The sequence below is a fragment of the Variovorax sp. V35 genome, assembly GCF_041154465.1.
GTDB lineage: Bacteria > Pseudomonadota > Gammaproteobacteria > Burkholderiales > Burkholderiaceae_C > Variovorax > Variovorax boronicumulans.
In genome coordinates, this window is the sequence record NZ_AP028666.1 from 3,185,209 (window position 1) to 3,207,384 (window position 22,176).

Annotated in this window: 18 protein-coding genes; 5 read left to right on the plus strand and 13 right to left on the minus strand. The window is 64.6% G+C overall.

Annotated elements, in window-relative coordinates; all coding sequences use genetic code 11:
- The first annotated feature begins 1 nt into the window (after position 1).
- Entirely contained in the window at positions 2 to 1,621 is a 1,620-nt protein-coding gene (locus ACAM42_RS14760; RefSeq protein WP_125948591.1) for an AMP-binding protein, read from the plus strand.
- Positions 1,622 to 1,952: 331 nt separating this feature from the next.
- Here the strand turns inward: ACAM42_RS14760 and ACAM42_RS14765 are convergent, their stop codons facing one another.
- The 12 genes from ACAM42_RS14765 to ACAM42_RS14820 form a co-directional block, all read right to left on the minus strand.
- Positions 1,953 to 2,759 (minus strand): SDR family oxidoreductase, encoded by an 807-nt coding sequence (locus ACAM42_RS14765; RefSeq protein ID WP_125948592.1) that lies wholly within the window; start codon positions 2,757 to 2,759, stop codon positions 1,953 to 1,955.
- Between the two features lie 39 nt (positions 2,760 to 2,798).
- The gene (locus ACAM42_RS14770; protein WP_369632463.1) at positions 2,799 to 3,578 is read right to left on the minus strand and encodes an enoyl-CoA hydratase/isomerase family protein; all 780 of its coding nucleotides are present in this window, start codon (positions 3,576 to 3,578) and stop codon (positions 2,799 to 2,801) included.
- A gap of 39 nt (positions 3,579 to 3,617) precedes the next feature.
- Positions 3,618 to 4,814 carry a lipid-transfer protein gene (locus ACAM42_RS14775; protein WP_070064105.1) on the minus strand — a complete coding sequence of 399 codons (1,197 nt, stop codon included), beginning with the start codon at positions 4,812 to 4,814 and terminating at the stop codon, positions 3,618 to 3,620.
- A 27-nt stretch (positions 4,815 to 4,841) separates the two neighbouring features.
- The gene (locus ACAM42_RS14780) at positions 4,842 to 6,398 is read right to left on the minus strand and encodes a class I adenylate-forming enzyme family protein (RefSeq protein ID WP_369632464.1); all 1,557 of its coding nucleotides are present in this window, start codon (positions 6,396 to 6,398) and stop codon (positions 4,842 to 4,844) included.
- A gap of 160 nt (positions 6,399 to 6,558) precedes the next feature.
- Complete coding sequence (locus ACAM42_RS14785) at positions 6,559 to 8,232, minus strand: AMP-binding protein (protein WP_369632465.1); 1,674 nt, start codon at positions 8,230 to 8,232, stop codon at positions 6,559 to 6,561.
- Between the two features lie 51 nt (positions 8,233 to 8,283).
- Positions 8,284 to 8,751 carry a Zn-ribbon domain-containing OB-fold protein gene (locus ACAM42_RS14790; RefSeq protein ID WP_125948597.1) on the minus strand — a complete coding sequence of 156 codons (468 nt, stop codon included), beginning with the start codon at positions 8,749 to 8,751 and terminating at the stop codon, positions 8,284 to 8,286.
- A 2-nt stretch (positions 8,752 to 8,753) separates the two neighbouring features.
- The gene (locus ACAM42_RS14795) at positions 8,754 to 9,251 is read right to left on the minus strand and encodes a Zn-ribbon domain-containing OB-fold protein (protein WP_062469628.1); all 498 of its coding nucleotides are present in this window, start codon (positions 9,249 to 9,251) and stop codon (positions 8,754 to 8,756) included.
- The gene (locus ACAM42_RS14800; protein ID WP_062469625.1) at positions 9,248 to 10,450 is read right to left on the minus strand and encodes a hypothetical protein; all 1,203 of its coding nucleotides are present in this window, start codon (positions 10,448 to 10,450) and stop codon (positions 9,248 to 9,250) included. The genes ACAM42_RS14795 and ACAM42_RS14800 overlap by 4 nt, the downstream gene beginning before the upstream one ends.
- The gene (locus ACAM42_RS14805; RefSeq protein WP_223301496.1) at positions 10,447 to 11,616 is read right to left on the minus strand and encodes a thiolase family protein; all 1,170 of its coding nucleotides are present in this window, start codon (positions 11,614 to 11,616) and stop codon (positions 10,447 to 10,449) included. Before ACAM42_RS14805 ends, ACAM42_RS14800 begins: the two co-directional genes overlap by 4 nt.
- Before the next feature lie 46 nt (positions 11,617 to 11,662).
- Positions 11,663 to 12,001, minus strand: coding sequence for a lipase family protein (locus tag ACAM42_RS14810; RefSeq protein WP_369632466.1), 339 nt, complete (start codon positions 11,999 to 12,001; stop codon positions 11,663 to 11,665).
- Between the two features lie 147 nt (positions 12,002 to 12,148).
- Positions 12,149 to 12,877, minus strand: coding sequence for a lipase family protein (locus tag ACAM42_RS14815; RefSeq protein WP_369632467.1), 729 nt, complete (start codon positions 12,875 to 12,877; stop codon positions 12,149 to 12,151).
- Positions 12,878 to 12,932: 55 nt separating this feature from the next.
- A complete protein-coding gene (locus ACAM42_RS14820; RefSeq protein ID WP_062469617.1) occupies positions 12,933 to 13,718 on the minus strand; it encodes an enoyl-CoA hydratase/isomerase family protein in 786 nt (261 codons plus the stop codon).
- A gap of 144 nt (positions 13,719 to 13,862) precedes the next feature.
- On the opposite strand from ACAM42_RS14820, the gene ACAM42_RS14825 reads away from it, so the two are divergent.
- Together ACAM42_RS14825 and ACAM42_RS14830 are read left to right on the plus strand one after the other, a co-directional pair.
- Positions 13,863 to 16,547 carry a LuxR C-terminal-related transcriptional regulator gene (locus ACAM42_RS14825; protein ID WP_369632468.1) on the plus strand — a complete coding sequence of 895 codons (2,685 nt, stop codon included), beginning with the start codon at positions 13,863 to 13,865 and terminating at the stop codon, positions 16,545 to 16,547.
- 109 nt (positions 16,548 to 16,656) lie between these two features.
- Positions 16,657 to 18,936, plus strand: coding sequence for an acyl-CoA dehydrogenase (locus ACAM42_RS14830; RefSeq protein WP_369632469.1), 2,280 nt, complete (start codon positions 16,657 to 16,659; stop codon positions 18,934 to 18,936).
- A 723-nt stretch (positions 18,937 to 19,659) separates the two neighbouring features.
- Here the strand turns inward: ACAM42_RS14830 and ACAM42_RS14835 are convergent.
- The gene (locus tag ACAM42_RS14835; RefSeq protein WP_369632470.1) at positions 19,660 to 20,751 is read right to left on the minus strand and encodes a helix-turn-helix domain-containing protein; all 1,092 of its coding nucleotides are present in this window, start codon (positions 20,749 to 20,751) and stop codon (positions 19,660 to 19,662) included.
- Positions 20,752 to 20,813: 62 nt separating this feature from the next.
- Here ACAM42_RS14835 and ACAM42_RS14840 point away from each other — a divergent pair, with 62 nt between their 5' ends.
- Entirely contained in the window at positions 20,814 to 21,125 is a 312-nt protein-coding gene (locus ACAM42_RS14840; RefSeq protein WP_369632471.1) for a hypothetical protein, read from the plus strand.
- A gap of 55 nt (positions 21,126 to 21,180) precedes the next feature.
- The gene (locus ACAM42_RS14845) at positions 21,181 to 22,176 is read left to right on the plus strand and encodes a Bug family tripartite tricarboxylate transporter substrate binding protein (protein ID WP_369632472.1); all 996 of its coding nucleotides are present in this window, start codon (positions 21,181 to 21,183) and stop codon (positions 22,174 to 22,176) included.

The window sequence follows — 22,176 nt, forward strand, 5'->3', positions numbered from 1 at the left end:
CATGGTGAAAACAGCCCTGCCCGCCTGCCCGATCCAGCCCCTGCACGAGTACCTGCGCATGCATGCGCGAGAACGGCCCGATGCCGCTGCCCTGGTTTGGTACGGCACCGTGCTGAGTTGGTCCGACCTGGATCGTGCCAGCGATGCCTTCGCCGCCCGCCTGCAGGCCCTTGGCGTGAAGAAGGGCGATCCGGTGGTGCTGTTCCTCGGCAATTGCCCGCAGTACGTCGTAGCGCACTACGGCATTCAGAAGATCGGTGCCGTCGTGTGCCCCAACGGACCGCTGAACAAGGAGCATGAACTGGCCTATCAGGTGAACGACCTGAACGCGCGGGTGATCGTGGCGGCAGCGGCCCTCTTGCCGGTGGTGCAGAAGGTGAAGCCAGTGAGCACGCTGGCGCACGTGTTCATAGTGCACTATGCCGACCTGCTGCCCGCGCAGCCGACACTGGACCTGCCCGCCGAACTGAGTACGGCGCGTGAAGACGCGCGCGTTGTGCCGACGGACTGCGAAGACTTTCTGGCCGTGATGTCCGGCAGCGCCAGACCCGCCTCCGTCGAACTGGACATGGATGATCTGGCGCTGATGCTCTACACGTCAGGCACCACGGGGCTGCCCAAGGGCGCGATGCTCACCTATGGCAATGCGCTGTACAAGACGCGTACTTCGGCCTTCGCCATGGGGGTGGAGCGGGATGACACACAGCTATGCGTCGCACCGATGTACCACGTCGCCGGTATGTTGACCGGCGTGAACGTACCGGTGCTCTGCGGAGACACCGCCGTGCTGCTGCATCGTTTCGAGCCGCGTGCCACGCTGCAGGCCATCGACCGCTACCGAATCACGGCGTGGTACAGCATCGCACCCATGAACGCGGCCTGCATGCAGCAGCCCGATATCACCCGATTCGATCTGTCCAGCCTGAGCAAGAACACAGTCACCAGCTTCGGCATCGCCTTCACCGAAGCGCTGGCCCTGCAGTGGAAGAGCTTCGCTCCGAACGCCCATGCGCGCGAGGCTGCCTACGGTTTGTCGGAAACCCATAGCTGCGACACCTACATGCCGACCAACGCCATCCGTTGGGGCACGGTGGGCCTGGCGGTGCCGGGGGTGGTGATACGCATCCTCGACCCGGACACCGGCGATGCGCTGGCAGCGGGCGAGCAGGGAGAGATCGTGCTGACCAGTCCCGGCGTTTTTAAGGGCTACTTCAACAACCCCGAAGCTACCGCCGCCACGTTGCGCGACGGCTGGGTGCACACCGGCGACATGGGGCGCATGGACGCCGATGGCTATCTCACCTTCATGGGGCGCTTCAAGGAAATGATCAAGGTGTCGGGGTATCCGGTGTTCCCCGAGGAAGTCGAGACCATTCTGATCAAGCACCCGGCCATTTCCCAAGTGGCGGTGGTCGCACAGCCGGACGTGGACAAAGGCGAGGTAGTGAAAGCCTTTGTCGTGAAGAAGGCGGGAACCGAACTGGCCGCCGATGAGTTGATCGTCTGGTGCAGAGACAACATGGCACCGTACAAGGCGCCCAGGCATGTGCGTTTCCTGGATGCACTGCCGACCGCGGGAGCGGGGAAGGTGCTGCGACGTTTGCTGAAAGACGTCGAATGATGTCGTGAGTGTGTCTGCTCCAGAGCGTAGTCCGGCGCTCTGACATTCGGCCCTCATTGCCGCACCGCGCGCGAGATTGGTGCGGAAGGTGCCGACTTCTATCGGTGTCCGACGGACACTGAAGGGCTCAGTCTGCTGGTGCAGCGCATTGTCGAAACCCTACGGTTCGAACTTGGATGTCTTGTACAGACACGCGCCGCGGCGTCGATAGTGGCCGCGGCTAGAAACAGCCTACGATGCCTTTGGCGCGTGAAGTATCGGCGTTCGCTTCATCGACCTGAAGACATCGGGAGTCCCGCGTCGGCGGATGTGCTATCTCGATGCTTGCCGCCTACAGGCCGGCTTGGCTCGCGGCCTCGAGCGCAGGCTTGACGCTTTCGATGGCCCCACCCCCATCGCAGGGGATCAGCGCACCCGAGATGTAGCTTGCATAGGGCGAAGCTAGGAATAGCGCGAGGTTGGCGATGTCATCGAGCGAGCCGAAGCGTTGCAGCGGCACGTGGCCGCGCGCGGCGGCGTGGTCTTCCGGCGTTGGCGCCATCAGCTTCCTGAAACCCTCCGTGCCTTCGATCGGGCCGGGCGAGATGGAGTTGACGCGAATACCTTCGCCGCCCCATTCCAGCGCCAGCACTCGCGTCAACTGATCAACGCCGGCCTTGGCTGCGCAGGCATGGGCCTGGTAGCGCATCGGAACGAAGGACTGCGGCGCGGTGATGTTGATCACTGCCGCGCCGGGCTTGCGCAGGTGTGCGTGCGCTTGGCGCAGCACATGGAAGGTGCCGACGAGATCGATATCGACCACCGCGCGAAAGCCGTTCGACGACATGTCCCGCGCCGCGCACAGGAAGTTGCCGGCCGCTCCCGAGACGAGTACATCCACCGGCCCGAATCGTCCGACCGCGCTCTCGAACGCGCGGCCGACCGCGTCGAAATCGCGCACGTCGGCACACGCGCCATGTACCGGGCCACCGACGTCGGAAAGCGTTCGGCAGGCGTTGTCGACGTTCTCCTGCTTGCGGCTCGCGACGGTCACGGCGGCGCCCTGCCGTGCGAAGGCCTGCGCGATGCCGAAGTTGATGCCGGTGGTGCCACCGAAAACGAAGACATGGCGGCCGTGGAAATCGAGGTTCATTTGCATGGAGTATCTTTCAGCGATTGCGGAGAGCCGGACAGGCCGTCAGGTAAAGCGCGGGGCGCGCTTCTCCCGGAAAGCGGCAATGCCCTCGGCCACATGGACCGATGCGGCTGCCTCGACCATCAGCCGATGCTCCATGTCGAGTTGCTCCAGCAGCGACCGTTCGTTCGCTCCGTCGACCAGCCGCTTGATGCGCGCGAGCGCGCCCGTCGCGCCCTGCGAAAGAGTACGGGCGAGGCTTGTCGTGCGGGCCGCCAATTTTTCGTCCGAGACGATCTCGTCGACGATGCCGAACGCCAGGCATTGCTGTACCGACAGCGGGGCGTTCGTGAAAAAGATTTGTTTGGCGCGTGCTGCGCCGGCACGGCGCGCCAGTAGCCACGAGGAACCGGCGTCCGGTGTGAGCCCAAGGGCTGAGTAGCCGCCGCGCAGTTTCATCGATTCGGCGGCCAGCACGATGTCTGCGCACAGCGCGAGGCCGATGCCGCCGCCGCCGACCGGCCCGTTGACGGCACTGATCACCGGCACCGGCAGCGTCGCCAGCTTGTGGATGGCGGCGTGGAGCGGACCGATGAATTGCTCCAGCAGCGCCGGCAGCGCCGCGCCGGCCTGATCGAAGAACGCGATGCTGCCGCCGGCGCAGAAATGCCTGCCTGTAGCGCGCAGCACCACGGCGCGGACCGACGCATCGGCCGCCACCGTATCGATGCACCCGATCAACGCCTGCGCCGCGTCCGGGTCGATGGCGTTGGATTGTTCGGGACGGTTCAGCACGATGGCGGCCACATGGCCGTCGCGTTCGAGCACGACAGGAGCAGTCATTCGGGTTCTCTTTCTCTTCTCTTTCGGTTCGATCTCGGGTCAATCACGCCGCTGCAGGATGGCCACCGACACCGCCGTGCCCAATCCGCCGTTGTGTTGCAAGGCCAGGCGAGCGCCCTCGACCTGCCGCACGCCGGCCTGGCCGCGCAATTGCGTAGCGAGCTCGGTGATCTGCGCCAGCCCGGTTGCGCCGAGCGGATGGCCCTTGGACAGCAGCCCGCCCGACGGGCAGACCACCACTTGCCCACCATAGGTATTGCGCCCTTCTAGGACGAAGCCGGCCAGATCTTCTTCGGCACAAAAGCCCAGGCTCGCGCAACTGAGCAGTTCGTTACTGACGAAGCAATCGTGTACCTCCGCGACGTCGATGTCCGTTGGCGCCACCCCCGCGCGCGCGTAGGCACGATCCGCAACACGGCGCGTGGCGGCTCGGCTCAACGCATCGGGCACATTGGGCGGGTCAAGGTCGGTGGCGATGTCGCTGCCCATCTCATGAGCGAGGATCGACACCTCGGCGCGCAGGCCATGGCGCCGGGCGAAATCGGAGCTGCACAGGATCACCGCAGCGGCACCGCAGCTTGGTGCGCAGGCATACAGCTTGCGTAAGCGCCCCCACACGGTTGGGGCGGCCAGGACTTCATCCACGCTCAGCGGATCGCGGAAGATCGCGAAGGGATTGTGTTTCGCATGCGCGCGCGCCTTCACGGCCACGCGCGCGAACACCTCATCGGTCAGCTGCAATTCACGCGCAGCCCATTCGAGCTGAGAGCCGAACATCAGCAGCGCGGGCGGCAGTGCTTGCTCCTGCACGCTGAGTCCCATCGCAGCGATCACACTGGCGCGGTGGTGCTCGAGCGGGTCCGCATGCGTGGGAAAGATGCGGTCCAACGCGCCGGGCCGCATCTCCTCGAAGCCAACCGCCAGTGCGCACTCCGAGACACCTGACAAGATGGCCTGCCGTGCCAGGAACAGCGCCGACGAGCCCGACGCGCAATTGTTGTTCACGTTGGTGATCGGGATGCCGGTGATGCCGACGCGGTAGAGAGCGCGCTCGCCCGAGCACGAGTCGCCATAGACGAAACTTGCGAAGGCCTGCTCGACGAGGCCGTAGTCGATGCGGGCATCGGCCAGTGCCGCTTGCACGGCCTTTTGCGCCATCACGTCATAGGGTTCGCTGCGGCCAGGGCGCACAAAAGGCACCATGCCGACACCGGCGATGAGGGTTTCCTGGGTCATCGGTTGCTCGCTTTCCGCCTCGGCGGATCAGATGTTGCGGTCCTGCGCCGTCCAGTAGAGTGCGCGCAGATCTTTTTTCAGGACCTTGCCGTTGGCACTGCGCGGCAGCGAGGCCACGAAGTCCACCGACTTGGGCGCCTTCACACTGCCCAGCTTCAGCTTGCACAGGGCGATCAGCTCGCCGTCCGAGACCTGCATGCCGGGCGTCAGTTCGACGACGGCCTTCACCGCCTCGCCCCATGCGGCATCGGGCACACCGATCACGGCGCAGTCCTGCACAGCGGGGTGAGCCCAGATCACCTGCTCGACCTCGCTCGGGTAGACGTTGAAGCCGCCGCTGATCACCATGTCCTTCTTGCGGTCGGTGATGCGCAGATACCCGTCGCGGTCCAGGTGCCCCACGTCGCCGGTGTGCAGCCAGCCGTCGACGACGGCGTCGGCTGTCTTCTCGGGCGCCTTGTAGTAGCCTTTCATGACGAGGTCACCGCGCACGCAGATCTCGCCGGTCTCGCCGACGCCAAGCGGTTCGTTGTTTTCCCCCATGATCGCCACGCGGGTGAGCGGGCTGGCACGGCCGCAGGACAGCAGGCGCGCATCGCTGGCGAGTTGCCCGCCGACGAAGTTCTCCTCCGGCCGCTTCATCGCGATTGCGCCGGGCGCCTCGGTCTGACCATAGGCCTCCATCATCACGGGCCCGAACACCGCGATGGCGCGGCGCAGTTTCTCGGCCGACATCGGCGCAGCGCCGCACAGGAAGTACTTCAGCGAGGAAAAGTCGCGCCCCTCGATGCCCGGCATGTCCAGCAATCGGTAGATGACCGTCGGCGGCAGGAAGAACTCGGTCACACGGTGCGTCTCGATGGCATCAAGGAGGGCGGTGGGATCGGGTTTGGTCAGCACCACCACCGTGCCGCCACGTGCCGTACACGGCAGCGACAAGACACCCGCGGTATGCGTCATCGGAGCTGCGGCAAGGTTGACGATCTTCTCGTCGGCCCGGTAGCTGCAGGCGATCATGAACTGGGCGCAGAAGGCCTGGAAGCTGCGGTGCGTGTTCATCACGCCCTTGGGCAGACCCGTGGTGCCCCCGGTCGGCATCACGGCCACCGTGTCGTCGGGCTGGTAGGTCACCTGCGGCCTGTTGCCCGAATGGCCTTCGATCCATTCGGAGAGTCCTAGCGCCCCCGGCACGGGGCCTTCGATGCAGACGAACAGCCGGATCTTCGGCAGATTGGGGCGCAATGCTTCCACGGCCGGTGCGAAGGCCTGCTGGAAGAACAGTACCTCGCAGTCGAAGGCATCGAGCAACTGACGATTTTCTTCGAGCGCTCCGCGCGGATTGACAGGCATCCACGCCATACCGGCACGCCACAGCCCCAGGGTGCAGGTCCATGGCACCGGATGGTTGGCGGCCCAGACCGCGCCGACCTTCTCTCGTCCCTGGCCCATCGCCAGCAGGGCGTTCGCGATGCGGCACGAGAGCGTGCCGACATCATCGAAGCTGTAGACCGCATCGTCCATCACGTAAGCAGGTGCTTGCGGATCGATCTCCCATCCGCGGTCGAAGAAGTCAATGATGGCCATGTTGGGTCTCCTGTAGGCGTCGTGTTTTTCTCGGTGGCATGAAGTCTGCCGACGCGCATGATTTCTTTCGCCCCTCGAATGGAGGGGAGTGCGAGGGTGCCAGGATGCGCGAAGGCCCCCTTCCGTGATAGGGGCGAAACCTGACACGCCCCCTATGCACTCATTCGGCCCAGACGACGGATTCGCCAAGGGTCGCCCAACGCTCGAAATGCGGTCCGAAGCGTGTTTCGAACACGTTGCGACGCAGCTTGAACGTCGGGGTCATGAGTCCGTTCTCGACGGTCCACGACTGCGCGGCGACGACCAGAAAATCGAGTCGCTCGTGTGGGTCCAGAGTCTGGTTGACAGCTTGCCGCAGCACATCGAGCGTTCGCGTGAGTTCGGGACTTCGCGTAGCGCCCGGCGCCAGCAGAACGACGGCAAACGGCTGCGGAAAGCCCACGCCAGTCACGCAGCAGGCCTCGACCAGCGGATCGCCGCACAGCGCATTCTCGATGGGTGTGGGCGCCACGTACTTGCCCTTGCTGGTCTTGAAGATCTCCTTGGCACGGCCAGTGAGCTTCAAGTAGCCCTCGGCATCGATGTCGCCGACGTCGCCGGTGCGCAGGAAGCCGTCCTCGGTCATGACCTCAGCGGTGCGCTGCGGATCGTTGAAGTAACCGCGCATATTGCCTGGGAAGCGGACCAAGATCTCGCCGTCGTCGGTACGCCGGACTTCGGCGCCAGGTCGCGGCTGACCCACGTAACCCACTCGTCCCTTTCCAGGGCGGCTCGCATGCGTGCCCATGTTCTCCGTCATGCCGTAGATCTCAAGCAGCTCCAGGCCCAGGTCGAGATACCACTGATGCAGTTCTTGCGACAGCGGCGCGGCACCCGACAGCGCATAGCGCGTCTCGGCCAAGCCCAGTTGCGCCAGCACCTGCCGGCGCACGGCCGGCCCTTTCTCGGGATCGGCCAGCATCGTCGTCAACTGCGCAGGTGGAATGCGCGTCAGCACGGCCTGGCGGAACTTGGCCCATAGCCGCGGCACTGCGATGAAGAAGGTGGGTCGGGTCTTCTGGAGATCGGAGACGAAGGTCTCGACACTTTCGTTGAAGGTCACGCTGCAGCCGCTTGCCAGCGACACCATCTCGGAAAACATCCGATCGGCGCTGTGCGCCAATGGCAGGTACGACAGCATGCGATCGTGCGGGCCGAAGCCATAGTCGTCCATCAGGATGCCCAGCGACGCCCCCAGCGTGCCGAAGGTGTGCATCACGCCCTTGGGAACGCCGGTGGTTCCCGAGGTGTAGACGATGGTGGCCAACTCGTCGACGCCGCGCGAGCGCTCGCCGGTCAGCGGCGGCGTGCGGGCGATCACGGTGTCCCAGTCGGCCACGGGCTGGTCGGGCAATTCCCCGTCCGCGCGCAGCGGAAACCGCACCACCGGCATCCCCGGGGGGATGCCGGCACGCATGGCGCCCCAATCGTCGGAATCGAGCTTGCCCAGAAACAATGCCTTGGCGCCCGAGTGCTCGAGGACGTGGCGCACCGATGCTCCCGTGAGAGAAGGATAGATCGGCACCGAGACATGCCCGGCCAACATGATCGCGAAGTCGGCGAGGAACCACCAGGCGCAGTTCTTCGACATGATCGCGACCCGCGAACTAGGCTCCCAGCCGAAAGACGCGAGATGCGCGGCCATGCGCCGCGCTTCTTCTGAAGCCTGCGCCCAGGTGAAGTGGCGCTCCTGTCCGCCGCCCAGGGGCTGCGTGAGATAGCGCTGGTCGGGCCGTTCCTGCACGTGGCGTTGTAGCCAGGTGCTGGGGTTGATGGGGGCGTGGATGTGCGGCATGTCATGTCTCCTCTTGCTATAAGTGTTCAGGTGGCGTTTCGGCCTCTTGCCTCAGGTCGTCGGCCTGAAATAGCGGATATCCCAAATATTGCCGTGTCGCTCTTCAGCCAGCACGGCGCGCACGCGCATGCCGACCTTCACCGCCTCGGGCGCGACTTCGCCGAGGTAGTGAACGAGTGCGGTGTCTGCGCCGTCGAGCTTGACCAGACCGACCACATAGGGAAGGGGCATTTGCTGGAGCATGCCGGGCTCGCGCACGATGGTGAAGGCCGTGAGCGTGCCGGTATCACCTGCATCCACCCATTCGTCCAACTCGGCGAAACATTCGGGGCAGCTCATGCGTGGTGGCAGGTAGCTACGGGCGCAGGCCGTGCAGCGGGTGGCCGTGATGCGGCCCTCGTCGCGCAGCGCGGCGAAGAACCGGCCGTTGATCCGGCCCACGTCGTAGTTGATGTCGCAGTACAGCACCGGCTGGCGCAGGACCATGGGCTCGGCGGCTTCGAGTTCAGCTGGATACATCGTCATTCTCCTGTCGGCACCCAATGCAGGATGTCGGTCATCAGACCCTTGCGTTCGTCACGCGGACGGTAGATCGCGCGCACGCGCATGCCGTTGCGTAACTGGCTGGCGTCGGCCTCGCCGATGAAATGCCAGAGGAAGCCGCTGGTGCGGCCTGGTGAATCGACCATCAGCTGGCCGACCGTGTAGTGGCCCTTTTGCACCGAAAGGTCGTTGGTGTCGATGAAGGGCATGTTGAAGGTCATGAAGCCGGCGACTGTCGCTTCGGGCCCCATCTCCACCCAGTTGGGGTCCTTGATGTTCTCGCCGTGGCAGACCGTGCATACCGCCTGGGGCGGCAGCATGCTGAAGCCGCAGTGGCGACAGACGATGCCGATCAGCCGGCCGTTGTCGCGCATCTCGCGCGCGAAGCGGCCATTGAACAGGCCCACCGGGTAGTCCATCGAGAAGTACGTGCGCAACCGCGTCGGTGGCACAGGCTTGTGCGTGGTATCACTCATGGCTTGTCCTTGGAGAGAAGTAGCAGCGGGGTCCAGCCGGTGCCGCCGAACCCGGTGGCGATGCCCAGCCGGGGCTCGCGCGGCACCTGGTGCGCGCCGGCGTCGCCGCGGATCTGCAGCGCCAGTTCGCCGAAGCGCTGGGTCGTGGAGGGCACGCCACCGTTGGTGCAGGTGACGCCGCCGGAGGGATTGATCGGCAGCACGCCATCGATGGCTGTGGCGCCGCTGGCGGCCATCCGCCATGCCTGATTGGGCTCCGCCAGACCCATGGTTTCCATCCACACCAGCTCGGCCCAGGTGCAGGGCTCGTACATCTCGACCACGTCCAGCTGCTGAGCGGGTCTGGTGATGCCATTGCGCTTGTAGAGAATCTCGCAGGCCTTTTGCAGACTGGGCAGCACGCAGCGCTCCTTGGGTGCGATGAAGTCCTGCAGGGCAGACCAATGCTGCGCGGAATGGATGCTCACGACGTCCTGCACCCAGACCGGCTTGTCGGTGATCTGGTCCACCACATCCTCGCTGGCGAAGATGATCGAGGCTGAGCCTTCGGTGATCGGGCACATGTGCAGCTGGCGCATGGGCGCCGTCAGCATCGGGGATTGCATCACCTGCTCGACGCTGAGGCGCTCGCGCAGATGGGCATAGGGGTTCCGAGCGGCGTTTTCGGAGGCCTTGACGCGCGCGATGGCCACCGCTTCCTCGGGGCAGCCCGAGAGCTTGGCGTAGGCCGCGGCCATCAACGACAGCGTGCCGACCGCGCCGATGGCACACCATTTCTCGGTGAGCGCGTGCACGCCTGAGGAGATGCCAGCCTGCAGGAAGGGGCCGCGCGGCATCACGTCGCTCGGCGGGCCGACGAACTTCGAGGTGGTGGAGATCATGGCCACGTCGCAAGCGCCCGCAGCTACATGGTGGATGGCTGATATCGCAGCCGAGCCGCCGACGGTGCCGCCGGTTTCGATCTTGACCAGGGGTTTGCGGTAGTGGCCGACGAAATCGGCCAGCTCCATTTCCGATTCTGCAGTACCGGAAACCCAGTCGATGTCGCCGAGGACAATCTCTTCGACCTGCTTCATCGTGATCCGGGCATCCGCGAGCGCGCGGCGCACGGCCTGGTTGGCCAACTCCGCCTTTGTCAGCGGGCTGTGGGCGGTCATTTCGGTCTGGCCGAAGCCGACGATGGCGACGCGGCGCTTCATGGATTGACTCCCAGAATCATTACTTGGTGAAATTGCCCAGCGGGGCCGGAAGCGAGGTGTGCGAGGCCGGTGCGGGCACGGCCCACCTGGCGCTTGCCGGCTTCGCCGCGCAGTTGCAGCACAATTTCGGCGACCCGCGCCATGCCGATGGTGGTGTGGCTGGTGCCGGAGAGAGCACCGCCGGAGAGATTGACCGGCTGCAGCCCATCGTGGCCGCTGACGCCGGACTCCAGCCAGCGAGGACCTTCGCCCGCTGCGCACAGTCCCAGCCCCTCGTAGGCCATCAGTTCCTGGTAGGCAAACTCGTCGGTGACCTCCAGCAGGTCGATGTCGGTGCGCGGGTTGTCGATACCGGCCATACGGTAGGCCTTCTTGGCCGCCATGGTCAGCACTTCTGAGTCGGCGAGATCACGATCCCCCAGGAAATAGCCGTCGCAGCAGTTGGCCAGGCCCTTGATCCAGACCGGCTTGTCCGTCAACTGTCGGGCGCGCTGCTCATTGGCCAGCAGCATCACGATGGCGCTGTCGCCTTGCGGACGCGACTGCAGCGTGGTGATCGGGTCAGCCAGCATCCTCGCACCAAGCACATCGGCGATGCTGAAGTCGCCCTCGCGCAAGGCCAGGGGATTGTTGCGGGCGTTGCCGAGATTCTTGACCGAGATCGCAGCGAGCTGCTCCGGCGTGATGCCGTACTTGTGCGCATAGCGCTGTACCTGGAGCGCGGCGGCCTGTACGTTGTCCAGGCCCAAGGGCCGGCAGAAGAAGGGGTCGAACACCTTGTTCTCGATGGCATTGCCACCACTGGCCGCCGTCGAATCCTGGCCGACCGCGACCACGAGCACGGTCTCGAATTCTCCCGAGGCGATTTGCCAGAAGGCTTCAAGTACGCCGACGGCACCGTCCTGGTCCACTTTCTCGTCAGGCCGAAGATTGGCACCCGCCACATCGACGATCAGCGACGCAGAGAACGGGCGTGCGATGCGCGAGTGCTCATGGCAGATCAGACTCGCGTCGATGCCACCCTTCTCGTAGGCCGGCAGGAAGCGCAGGCCGGTTTCCTGCAGCACCGGCCGGATTGCCCGGTAGGCCAGCTCTTCGGGTGAGTACGCCCGCTTCTCGCTGTAGTTGACTTGTGCCATCGACACGATGGCTACACGGTTGGACATGTTCATCCTCTCTGGGTTGATCGGGCCCGGCCCTCGACGAGACAGGTCACGGGCAGTCGGAAGGCGCAGGTGCGCCGGCGAAGCGGTCCGCCATCCAGTCCAGGGCGAGCGGATAGCCCAACAGCATCCCGGTCGCGTGCTCGGTGATGCCGATGGTTCGGAAGCTCACCTTCGCCCCGCCGGCGCACCATGCGGTGAAGGTCTTCTTCGTGTTCTCGTAGGGCACAAGCTCGTCGAGCAGGCCGGCGTAGACGAGCGCGGGCACCGCCGGCGTGGCGGTGCCGGTGCGCTGCTGCAGGAAGCGCGCCTTCCAGTCGGAACGCGTCAAGATGCCCGGCCCGTCGACGAGCACCGCATCTCCCAGTCCCGGATAGCTGGCCGCCATGGCGAGCAGGCACTTGTTATTGCGCGCCTCGGCGATGATCGAGCGGCCATAGGGAGTCAGGATGGTGTCGAGGCTCAGCTCGGGATAGGCAGCAGGTACGGGATTGCACCGCCGAAGAGGCCGCCGTTGTTGGCCGCGTACAGGCCATCAATGCTCGACGGCCCGGCGCCCGAGGCCACACCCTTGACCTTCAACGCTGGCGCATAGCTCGGCAGCGATGGCCGAGGCGTGCCCGCCCTGCGAGTAGCCGACGAGGCCGACCGGTGCCTGGGCCGACAAGTTCGCCCCGCCCAGTTGTTGGGCCGCGATCACTGCATCGAGCATGGCCCGACCCGCAGGCGCCGCGACGCCATAGGTGTGGTCGCCCGGCGTGCCGAGGCCCTGGTAGTCGGTCATGGCGATGGCCCAACCGCGGGCCAGCGTCCAGCCGATGGGGCCGGCGATCGCCTCGTACTCGGTGCCGACGGCGAGTTGGTGCGACGGGGCGCAGCGGTCCGCAATGCCCTGCGTGCCCGACGCCCATCCGACGATCGGTCGCGGCGAAGACTGGAACCATGGCAGCCACGGCACCATCACGTTCCCAGTGACGGCGACGGCGTTGCCGTTGACGTCGGTCGACTTGTACATGATCTGCCAACCCCAGGCGGGCAGTCCCAGCGGCACATAGGCGCGCGAACGGATGAGTGTGCCGTGCGGCCCCTCGGGCAACGGCGACGGCGGCGCGTAGAAGGGGTCACCCGCCGGGTCCTGCAGCGGGCCAGCTACCGCGGCGGCCGACGCACCCAGGCAGAGCATCAGCGCGGCCATCCATCGGCCCAGCATCCGGCCCAGCGACCGGACGCGTCGAACCACCGGCAGATTCATCAAGCGATTCATTCTTTGTCTCCTGTTGTGTTGTTCTTCAGTGCCAAGGGCCGGCGAGTGGCGGGCCTCAGACGCCCCGGAAGGCCGGCGCGCGCTTCTCGCCATAGGCGGCGAGCCCTTCGCTAAAATCATGGGAGCGTGTGTGCTGCAGGCATTCGAGCAACTCGTCGCGCAACGCCAAGTCGAGCGGCTGATCCAGGGCGCGCTCGGCGATGGTCTTCATGCGGCGCAGAACCAGAGGGCTCTTGCCGGCCATGCGGGCCGCCAGAGCGGCAACCGCCGGCTGCAGCTCAGAATCGGCCACCACCTCGTTCAACAAACCCCAGGCCTGCATCTGCGCGGCACTCATCAAGTCGCCGGTGAATAACAACTGTTTTGCACGTGGCAGGCCGATCCGGCGCGGGAGGACCGCCGCACCTCCGCCGCCGGGGAACACACCGTAGTTCGCGTGGCCGTCGCCGATCTTCGCGCTCGCCGCGCCCACGAGAAAGTCGCAGCACATCGCCAGCTCGAGACCCCCGGCGACCGTCAGGCCGTTCATCGCGCCGATGACCGGCTTGGGCATATTGCGTAACTGCGAGAGCGTGGACAGGGTCAGGTCGGAGAAGTTCGGCTCGCCCGGGGCGGCATCGATGGCGCCGCGCAGGGCCTTCAGATCGGCGCCGGCGCAGAAGGCCCGGCCTGCGCCAGTCAGCACGAGCACCTTCTGCGAAGCGTCGGCCGCGACCTCCGTCAGCGCCGCCGACAGCTCCTGCAGCATTCGCAAGTTCACCGAATTGAGTTCAGCGGGACGGTTGAGCGTGATCCATGCGACGGACTCCCGCTGCTCGTGGATGATGGTCTGGTAGGTCATTGCGGTCTGTCTCCTTGCATGGACGCGTCGCAATGGTGCGGCGCCCCCCTCCCGGGCGCACCCCTCGTGTTGAGGGGGCGGGTTGCAGCGGAGAGCGTTCCGAGGAGGCGCTCCCTAAAATCCCTCGTGCAAGGAGCCCGCCTTTTGCCGCTCGACCACCTTCTCATTCCGACCAAGTTCGCGCCGCCGCGCATCAGCCCGCAATCGACCGCGCGGACCCGCCTGCTGGCGCGGCTTCGCGAAGCGCGCGACTGCCGGCTTGCGCTGGTGTGCGGCAGCGCGGGCTTCGGCAAGACAACGCTGCTGGCGCAGTGGCGCCAGGAACTGCTGAAAGCCGGCGAGCAGGTGTCGTGGCTCTCGCTGTCGCAGGAGGAGCAGCAATTTCCACAGTTCCGCGCCTACCTCCTGGGCGCGCTGCAGCAGGCCGGCTTGGCCGTTGAAGACAGCACCGCCCTGCCTTCCGAGGCACGCGCCGAGCTGCCAGTGGCGCAGACCGTCGCCACCATCGTCGATGCGGCCTGTCAGTCGAGCAAGGCCCTCTACCTCTTCATCGACGACTACCACCATGTCGACGACCCGCTGACGCATGCGTTGATACAGGGCCTGCTGGACCACTGTCCCGAGGAGATGCACCTGGTCCTCGCATCGCGCACCTCGCCGCCGCTTGCTGTGAGTCGCATGCGCCTCACCGGCGAGCTGAGCGAAATCGCCCTCGCAGACCTGCCATTCGATTTCCATGAGACGCAGGACTTTCTGGCCAAGCAGCTCGGCGAAGTTACGCCCGACGACGCGCGCCTGATCCACGACATCACTGACGGCTGGCCCCTGTGCGTGCAGATGATCTGCATCCGACTCAAGCGCGCGTCGGGCAACCGCGCGCTGCTATCACAACTGGTGCACCACCGCGGCGACCTGCAACGCTACCTGTCGGAGGACGTGGTGCGCGACCTGGCGCCCGAACTCGTTGACTTCATCGAGAAAATCTCGATCTGCCGGCGCTTCAATGCCGACCTGGTCCACTACGTCACGGAGAGCCCGCAGGCCCGGGCTCTGCTTGATCAGTTGGAGCGCGAAAACCTCTTGCTCCTACCCGTCGAGATCGACAGTCCCACGCCGTGGTATCGCCTGCATCCGCTGTTCGCCAGCTTTCTGCAGGAGCGCCTTTCAGCGCGCGATCCGCAGCAGGTGCGCGCGGCTCATGCGCGCGCGAGCCATTGGTTCGAGGCACACGGCTCGTTGATCGAGGCCCTGCGGCACGCCTACCACGCGGACGATCTCGAGGCCGCAGCTCGGCTGGTGGAGCGCGCTGACCTGCCGGTGCGCAGCATGAGCTTCATCAGCACGCTGCAACGCTGGATGAGTCAGCTCTCGGCCGAGGTGCTGATGGCCCACCCCCGGCTGCTCGTGCTCGGTTGCTGGGCGCTTGTCGCCACTTGCCGATGGAGAGATGCGCAGGCCTGGCTCGATCGGCTGCAGCAAGGTCAAGCAATGCTGGCCCCCGAGTTCGCCCTGCACGCACGCTACCTGCGCGCCAGTATCGCGCTTCAGCGCGATGACACCAGTGCCGCGTTGGCGCTGATCGCGCCTTCGGACTTCGATGCCTTGCAGGAACGGTTCCTGCGCCAGGCCCACCTAGCCATACTCAGCTTTGCGTATTGTGCGGAAGGCCGCTACGCCGACGCACGGAGCCTGCACCGCAACCTCGCACGCCTGTCGCGTGCAGAGTTGTTGGACGACATGGCGCTAGTGGCCGAGTCGACCTTGCTACTTAGCCATCTACTGGAGGGCTCCAACACGGAGGCGATCCGGATTGCCGGGCCGCTGGTTGTGCGCTCCGAGGACGCGCACGGCCGCCGCTCGGTGTCTGCCGTGAACTGCGCGGCTTTCGCCGCCGATGCGTACTACGAAGCTGATCGCCTCGCCGAGGCGCGCGACGTGCTCGCCCACCGCCTCGATCTGCTGCGCTTCTCGTCCCCGGAGCCGATGGTGCGCGCCCTCATCGCGCGTAACCGGCTGGCGGGCTTGCAACTGTCACCACTAGAAACGCTCCAGGGTCTGGCCGAAGACGAATCCCAATATCGCGACCAAGCGCTCGATCGCCCATTGGCGTATGTGCTGGCCGAGCAGGCGCGCCTACATCTGCGGCTTGGCCGCCAGGAGATCGCGCAGCAGATACAGGCCGAGCTCGATGCGCTGGCTGAACGCCATCGCGGCGCCGCGGGTTTCCTTGCCGAAATCGACGCCATTGCCGCGCTGGCGGCGGCGCGCCTCGCTCTAGCCGAAGGCCACGGGGACGCGGCATTGCCTGCGCTCGGGCGCCTGCGGCAGCACGGCGTCACGTTCGCCCGCCAAAAGAGCGTGGTGCTGGCCGACCTACTGTCAGGCTGCGCCTTCGATCAGATGGGGCGCGAGGCGGAATCGAGACACGGGCTGATGGTCGGCATTGAGGCCGCGCTGCGTCTGGGTCTGGTGCGCACCGTGTTGGACGAAGGCGAAGCCCTGCATGTTCTACTCAGGAAACTGGTGACGACGCTGGAGGCCGGCGACACCCGGGATTACCTCGCCGACCTGCTGCAGCGAGCCGACGCCGCGCGCACATCCCGACTACCCTTGCGAGAGGCTGCGGTGCAGGACCAAAACATGAAGCCGCGCGAGATCGAGATCCTGCAACTGCTCGGTCAATCGATGTCCAACAAGCGGATCGCGCTGACCCTGAATATCACGCTCGAAACCGTAAAGTGGAACCTGAAGAGCATCTTCGGCAAGCTTGGCGTCCCGAGCCGGTACGACGCGGTGATGGTGGCACGCAAGCGCGGACTGATCGACTGAGTCGTTTGCCGCAGGCTCCACTCGAAAAGAGGGGTGATCGCTTTTCTGGCGCACACCAGAATCTTCGTCGCAGTCCAGAGGTCGGACTGCTCCACACGAAAGATGTCGTATGGCAGAAGAAGAGCGCGCTGTGCCTGCCCCCGAAATGCTGCCGAGCGACGAAGAGCGGGAGATGTTGCGCGAAAGCCTGCGCCGTCTGCTTGAACGGCTCTGGCCCGCCGAGCGCGCCATAGCGCTGGCTGCCGACACGCAAGCGATTGCGTCGATCTGGCACGCACTGGCGGAACAGGGCGTGGCAAGCCTGGGCCGCGATCCGCTCGAAGGCGGTCTGCGCGAGATTACAGTGGCGCTGGAAGAACTAGGGCGTGCGGGCTGTCCCGCGCCGCTGGTCGGCGCCGTGCTTGTGAATATGGTGCTTTCGCCGCTGCGAAGCAGTTCGCAGGAAACGGATGATTTGCTGGACGCGCTCCATCGGGGCGACGCCACCATCGCCTTCGCACTAGGTAGCTTTGACGGCGATCCGTGCGCTGGCACGCTTCGGTGGAACAGTGATCGGTTGCAAGGGTGCGTGGACTTTGCCGAGGGCTGTGCGACAGCCACTCACGTGCTCGTGCTGGCCGACCAAGGTCCATTGCTGGTAGTTGTGCCGCGCGGTGCACCGGGTCTGGCCATCGAGGAAACGCCGGGTCTGGCGATCCCGCCCTTGGCTCGGCTGACCTTCGACTGCGTGGCCGCAGTCCCTTTGGTCATTTCGCAGCAACTGGCCGAGGATCTCCACCAGATCGCAGGGCTGGCCTTGCTGGCGCGCAGTCTAGGTGCTGCACAGCGCGGCTTCGACATGGCGGTCGAATATGCGAAGGAACGCCGTCAGTTCGGCCAACCGATCGGCCGCTTCCAGGCACTTCAGCACAAGCTCGCGAACGCTCTGATGAGCCTGGAGGCTGCGAGGCTATTGCTGAACAACGCGGCCCGCAGCTACGACTTCGGCATGGACAACTGGCGTGTGCTCGGCGCGAGCGCGCGCGCTTTTGCCGGCCCTGCTCTGCGCCGGGTGGCGCTGGAGGTGCACCACACCTTCGGTGCCGTCGGCTACTCGGAAGAACATGAGGCACCTCGGCATTTCCGGCGAATTCATGCCGACCTGGCACGCCTGGGTGGGGTGCGCCGTGCCCGGGAGCAATTGGCCCAGGCGCTGCTCGACCAGGGGCAGGCACTTCCAGAACAGGATCTGGGGACTGCGGGCAATGCATTTCGCGTGGAAGTGCGCGACTGGCTGAAGGACAACTGGGTGCCCGAAAGCCGGGAAGACGAGATTGACCGACCGTACGAAGAATGGGGCTACGACACCAGGTTCACCGCATTGCTGGGCCGCAAAGGATGGAACAGTCTGAGTTGGCCCAGCGCCTACGGCGGCGAAGGCCGCACGCCCCGCGAGCAATTGGCTTTCATGGAAGAAATTCAGCGCGTCGGCGCGCCGATGGGTGGCCGTGGGGACATCCAGGCTCATGCCCTGATGTCGTTCGGCACGCCAGCGCAGAAGGCTGAGTTCCTTCCCAAGCTCGCTCGCGGGGAAATCACCTTCTGCCTAGGCTACAGCGAACCCGGCTCGGGCTCCGACCTCGCCTCGATGCAGACCACCGCCGAGCGCGACGGCGACGAATGGGTGATCAATGGACAGAAAATCTGGACCACGGCCGCAGAGAAAGCCGACTACATGTGGCTAGCGGCGCGCACCGATCGGACTGCGCAGCGGCCGCACGCCGGCATCAGCCTCTTCATCGTGCCAATGAAGACTCCGGGTCTCACGGTGCGCCCGTCGATGGCCATGTACGGGCACACTTTCTGCCAAGAATTCCTCGACAACGTGCGAGTATCTGCACATGCGCTTGTCGGTGAGGTCAACCAAGGTTGGACGATCCTCACCTCCGCATTGGCCACCGAGCGAATGATGATGGGCAGTTTCATCGCTAACGCGCGTGCCGAATTCGAATGCTTGGTCCGATGCGTGCGCGAGGTCGACGACAGCCTGCAATCAGGCCGTACCGATGGTGCCGTTCGTGATCGCATTGGAGCGCTCGCCGCCCAGGTCGAGGCCGGACGGCAGTTGTTCATGAACAGTATTGAAATGGCGGAGAAAGGCAAGGCCCCGATCCATGAAGCCGCCATGAGCAAGGCGTACACCGGCGAACTGATGGAGCAGTTGGGGCAAGTCTCGCTCGATATTCTGGGCGCTGCGGCGACGCTATCCAAGGGGGCGCATGGCGCGGTCGCCGCGGGCCGGTTCGAGCAACTGCTGCGTTTTTCGATCGTGACCGTGATCGGCGGTGGCACGGCGGAGATTCAGCGGAACTTGATCGCTCTGCATGGGTTGGGATTGCCGCGCTCCTGATCGGGGCTCGCTACTCTTGGGAAAAAAAAAGACCATTACGGATCTACCCGTCTTCCCCCCGAGCTGCACGCGGTTGAGAAAGCGACCACTTGATTGGGACCCCACCGAGGCAAGGTGTTTCTGAGAGAGAGAGAGAGAGAAAATTCGCCCTCATCTAGCTTTCATAAGAGAAGCGCACAGGCCGCCCACGGGCAAAGATGTGATCAATCCGAAACTTCATTCGGCGGCTCCCAAGAATGAGCGCTTACTAGCGGCCTATGCACTTTCCGTGAACTTCCGTTCCTGGTTGATAGTACCCGTCGAGCGAGGCCGAGGGATGCCGGCAGCCGCTGCATACCTGCCTCTCGCAGTGATGAACTATTGACCTGAGTGCAGCACGTTTTTACTGGTTGCTTTGCGCTCTCAACTTCCGATAACCGGGCGTTTATGTGCCTATCGTTATCGTCGGTTGGGCAATAGGCTCGTCGTTGGCGCGAAAGCGGTTTCTATCAGCGGTGCCCTGATGGGACAGGGCATGGTCCAACAGGCCGAAATACGGAGCGTCGCACGCGTTGGGCGGCTGCTTCAGACTGGTTGCTGCCGTTCGATGCGGCTGGCCAGAGGGGCACTATCGGCCAATAGCCGACTTTCATTACACCGTCCAGTTCGCTAGCACCTTCAAAGTCGGCGGGCAGCACATACCGGTCGAGGCCCGGGGTCGAGCTCGTCCCTCATGGAGGCAGCTCAAGCTTGAGACTGGCCTGCTTCGTTCAATTTCCAATGCGCGCGCGGCCCCCTGAAGGTGTAGCGTTCCCGGTAGCTACGCGGGCTGATGCCTGTCGCGCGCGCAAACATCCGGCAGAAGGCACTGGTGTCCGAATAGCCGCACTCATGAGCGATCTCCTCGACCGAACGCCAGGTGCCTTCGAGCCACATCTCGGCGCGCTGCACGCGCAGCTCCTGCAGGTACTTCAGAGGCGTCTTGCCGAGATGCTGGCGGAATATCCGGGAAAGGGTCCGCTCACTGACCGAGGCCGCCGCTGCCACTTCTGCCAGCGTCAATGCGCGCCCCGCGTTGGCCTGGATCCAGGTCTGCGCGCGATAGAGCGGCGTGTCTCGTGACTGTCCTAGCACTTCCTTGCTTGTCATGCTGGCCGACAGCGCCTGGCGCTCGGCGTTGAGCAGAACCTTTTCGGCGCAGGCATGCGCCAGATCGGCCAGCCCGGCGTAGGTGGTCAGGTGAAGCACCAGCGCATGCGTCAATGAAGGGGCTGCCGCGCAAACCATTCCGTGCTGCACCACGATCGGCTCACGCGCCTCGATCCTCACGTTCGGAAACTGGACCTCGAAGCCCGACTGGTAGAGCCACTGGATGGGCGCGAGCAGGAGCCGCCCCGACTGCGCGAGGAGCCAAATGCTGGTGCCGCAAGCGCCGATGAGATGGCCCGCGTCGAGGCGCTCGCGAACCTTCTCGACCAAGCCCGCGTTGCGGGACACCAACCGTCGCAGCGCCGGCATTGAGCGCATCTCGAGCGGCGGGAGAAGCATCACGCGTGGTCCTGGCCGGGGCTTGCGAGCGTACAGGCGCTCCTCGTCGTCGATGCACGCCTGCGCATGCCATTTGTGCGTACGGCCCCGCGCATCGACCAGGCGCCACGCCACGACCGGCTCGCGGCTGCGGGGGGCGCGCGTGCGCGCAAGTGCATTGAGTTCTCGAAGGACGTCGATCACCACCCACAGCGCGCCGGGAGCGCCGCCTTCGGCGAGCACAAGATCGAAATGAACCATAAAAATCTGGTTGGCTGGATCAGCACAGCAAATGGCGAGATTGAACATTGTCGCAGCGGATGCCCGAACCTACCATTCGCCGCACTGTTCAAGCCCAGGAGCCGTTCGCCGTGAATTCGTCCCAGATCAAGAAGTCGCGTGTCGCGTTCTTTTGCGACGCTGTCCTGGCCGGACATGCAGCCACAGCAGGATGTGTCTCCAAGCCAGCGAAGCTGCTCGTTCCGTATCCGGCGGGTGGTCTGTTGGAAGGCGCAGAAATCGGATCGCGCCCATCCGTTGGCCTGTACAAGATGCGGGCCATGGTCCCGATCCGAAATCACTCCGATGCCGCGCCCATCGCCGGAACCGGCAAAAGCTCCCTGGTCTGCGGCAATCACCCCGGTTTGCTGCTTCATCGAGCAGGTCTTCGCCGAAATGATTGATGAAGAGCATTTTCACGATCCATCCGACTACAGATACCAATCAAGGACTACGAGCATGGCACTCCCCCACACGAAGCGATTTCCCACGGCATTGGCAGCGCTCGTTCTGCTTGCTGCCGCAACAGCAGGCTCGGTCCATGCGGAGGGCACACCATATCCTGCAAAACCTGTCCGCGTCGTGGTGCATTCTGGAGCGGGAGGGCCACCAGACCTCCTCATTCGTGTCGTGGTCCCCGAAATGGCACGTCGACTCGGACAGCCACTTTTCGTGGATAACAAACCTGGCGCAGCTGGAGCGATCGGCATCGGCGAGGTTGCACGTGCAGCACCCGACGGATACACCATTGGATTCGCCAACGCCACTACGCTGGCGATCAATCAGTCCCTTTACTCCAAGCTGCCCTACGACGCAGAGCGACAGCTAGCTCCGATTGGACTCATTGGCTTCGTGTCCAACGCTCTTGTCGTGAGATCCCGTAGCTCATTTCGCTCCATTGACGACCTGCTTAACTATGCAAAAAAGAACCCAGGCAAGCTGTCGATGGGGTCATCGGGCAATGGAGGAACGGGGCATCTGAGCGGAGAGCTCTTCAAGGCGAAGGCTGGGATCAGTATGTTGCATGTGCCCTACCGAGGAAGCGCAGCGGCGGTTCAGGACTTGGTGGGTGGAATGGTCGACCTGATGTTCGAGAACATTTCGATGGTTCTTCCCCAGATCCAATCAGGCCAGCTGCGTGCACTCGCGGTCACTTCCAAAGAAAGATCGCCACTGCTGCCAGCGGTCCCAACAGTGATGGAGGCTGGTCTGCCTAGCTATGAGATGGTTGCATGGGGTGGTCTGGTCGCACCGACGGGCACTTCGCCAGACATCATCGCGACGCTCAATAGGGCACTCAATCAATCACTCGACGATCCAGTGGTGAAAAAGCGTCTTTCGGAACTGGGAACCGAGACGTCGACGGGCGAGCCCGAACGCCTATTTACTCTGGCGCGAAAAGAGCGGCCGATTTGGGCCGAGATCGTGAAATTTTCCAACGCAAAAATGGACTGA

Bases quoted from the DNA above. Each gene is read 5' to 3' on its own strand.
- ACAM42_RS14760 (WP_125948591.1), top strand. From the start codon at position 2: ATGGTGAAAACAGCCCTGCCCGCCTGCCCGATCCAGCCCCTGCACGAG.
- ACAM42_RS14765 (WP_125948592.1), bottom strand. From the start codon at position 2,759: ATGCAAATGAACCTCGATTTCCACGGCCGCCATGTCTTCGTTTTCGGT.
- ACAM42_RS14770 (WP_369632463.1), bottom strand. From the start codon at position 3,578: ATGACTGCTCCTGTCGTGCTCGAACGCGACGGCCATGTGGCCGCCATC.
- ACAM42_RS14775 (WP_070064105.1), bottom strand. From the start codon at position 4,814: ATGACCCAGGAAACCCTCATCGCCGGTGTCGGCATGGTGCCTTTTGTG.
- ACAM42_RS14780 (WP_369632464.1), bottom strand. From the start codon at position 6,398: ATGGCCATCATTGACTTCTTCGACCGCGGATGGGAGATCGATCCGCAA.
- ACAM42_RS14785 (WP_369632465.1), bottom strand. From the start codon at position 8,232: ATGCCGCACATCCACGCCCCCATCAACCCCAGCACCTGGCTACAACGC.
- ACAM42_RS14790 (WP_125948597.1), bottom strand. From the start codon at position 8,751: ATGTATCCAGCTGAACTCGAAGCCGCCGAGCCCATGGTCCTGCGCCAG.
- ACAM42_RS14795 (WP_062469628.1), bottom strand. From the start codon at position 9,251: ATGAGTGATACCACGCACAAGCCTGTGCCACCGACGCGGTTGCGCACG.
- ACAM42_RS14800 (WP_062469625.1), bottom strand. From the start codon at position 10,450: ATGAAGCGCCGCGTCGCCATCGTCGGCTTCGGCCAGACCGAAATGACC.
- ACAM42_RS14805 (WP_223301496.1), bottom strand. From the start codon at position 11,616: ATGTCCAACCGTGTAGCCATCGTGTCGATGGCACAAGTCAACTACAGC.
- ACAM42_RS14810 (WP_369632466.1), bottom strand. From the start codon at position 12,001: ATGGCGGCCAGCTATCCGGGACTGGGAGATGCGGTGCTCGTCGACGGG.
- ACAM42_RS14815 (WP_369632467.1), bottom strand. From the start codon at position 12,877: ATGAATCGCTTGATGAATCTGCCGGTGGTTCGACGCGTCCGGTCGCTG.
- ACAM42_RS14820 (WP_062469617.1), bottom strand. From the start codon at position 13,718: ATGACCTACCAGACCATCATCCACGAGCAGCGGGAGTCCGTCGCATGG.
- ACAM42_RS14830 (WP_369632469.1), top strand. From the start codon at position 16,657: ATGGCAGAAGAAGAGCGCGCTGTGCCTGCCCCCGAAATGCTGCCGAGC.
- ACAM42_RS14835 (WP_369632470.1), bottom strand. From the start codon at position 20,751: ATGTTCAATCTCGCCATTTGCTGTGCTGATCCAGCCAACCAGATTTTT.
- ACAM42_RS14845 (WP_369632472.1), top strand. From the start codon at position 21,181: ATGGCACTCCCCCACACGAAGCGATTTCCCACGGCATTGGCAGCGCTC.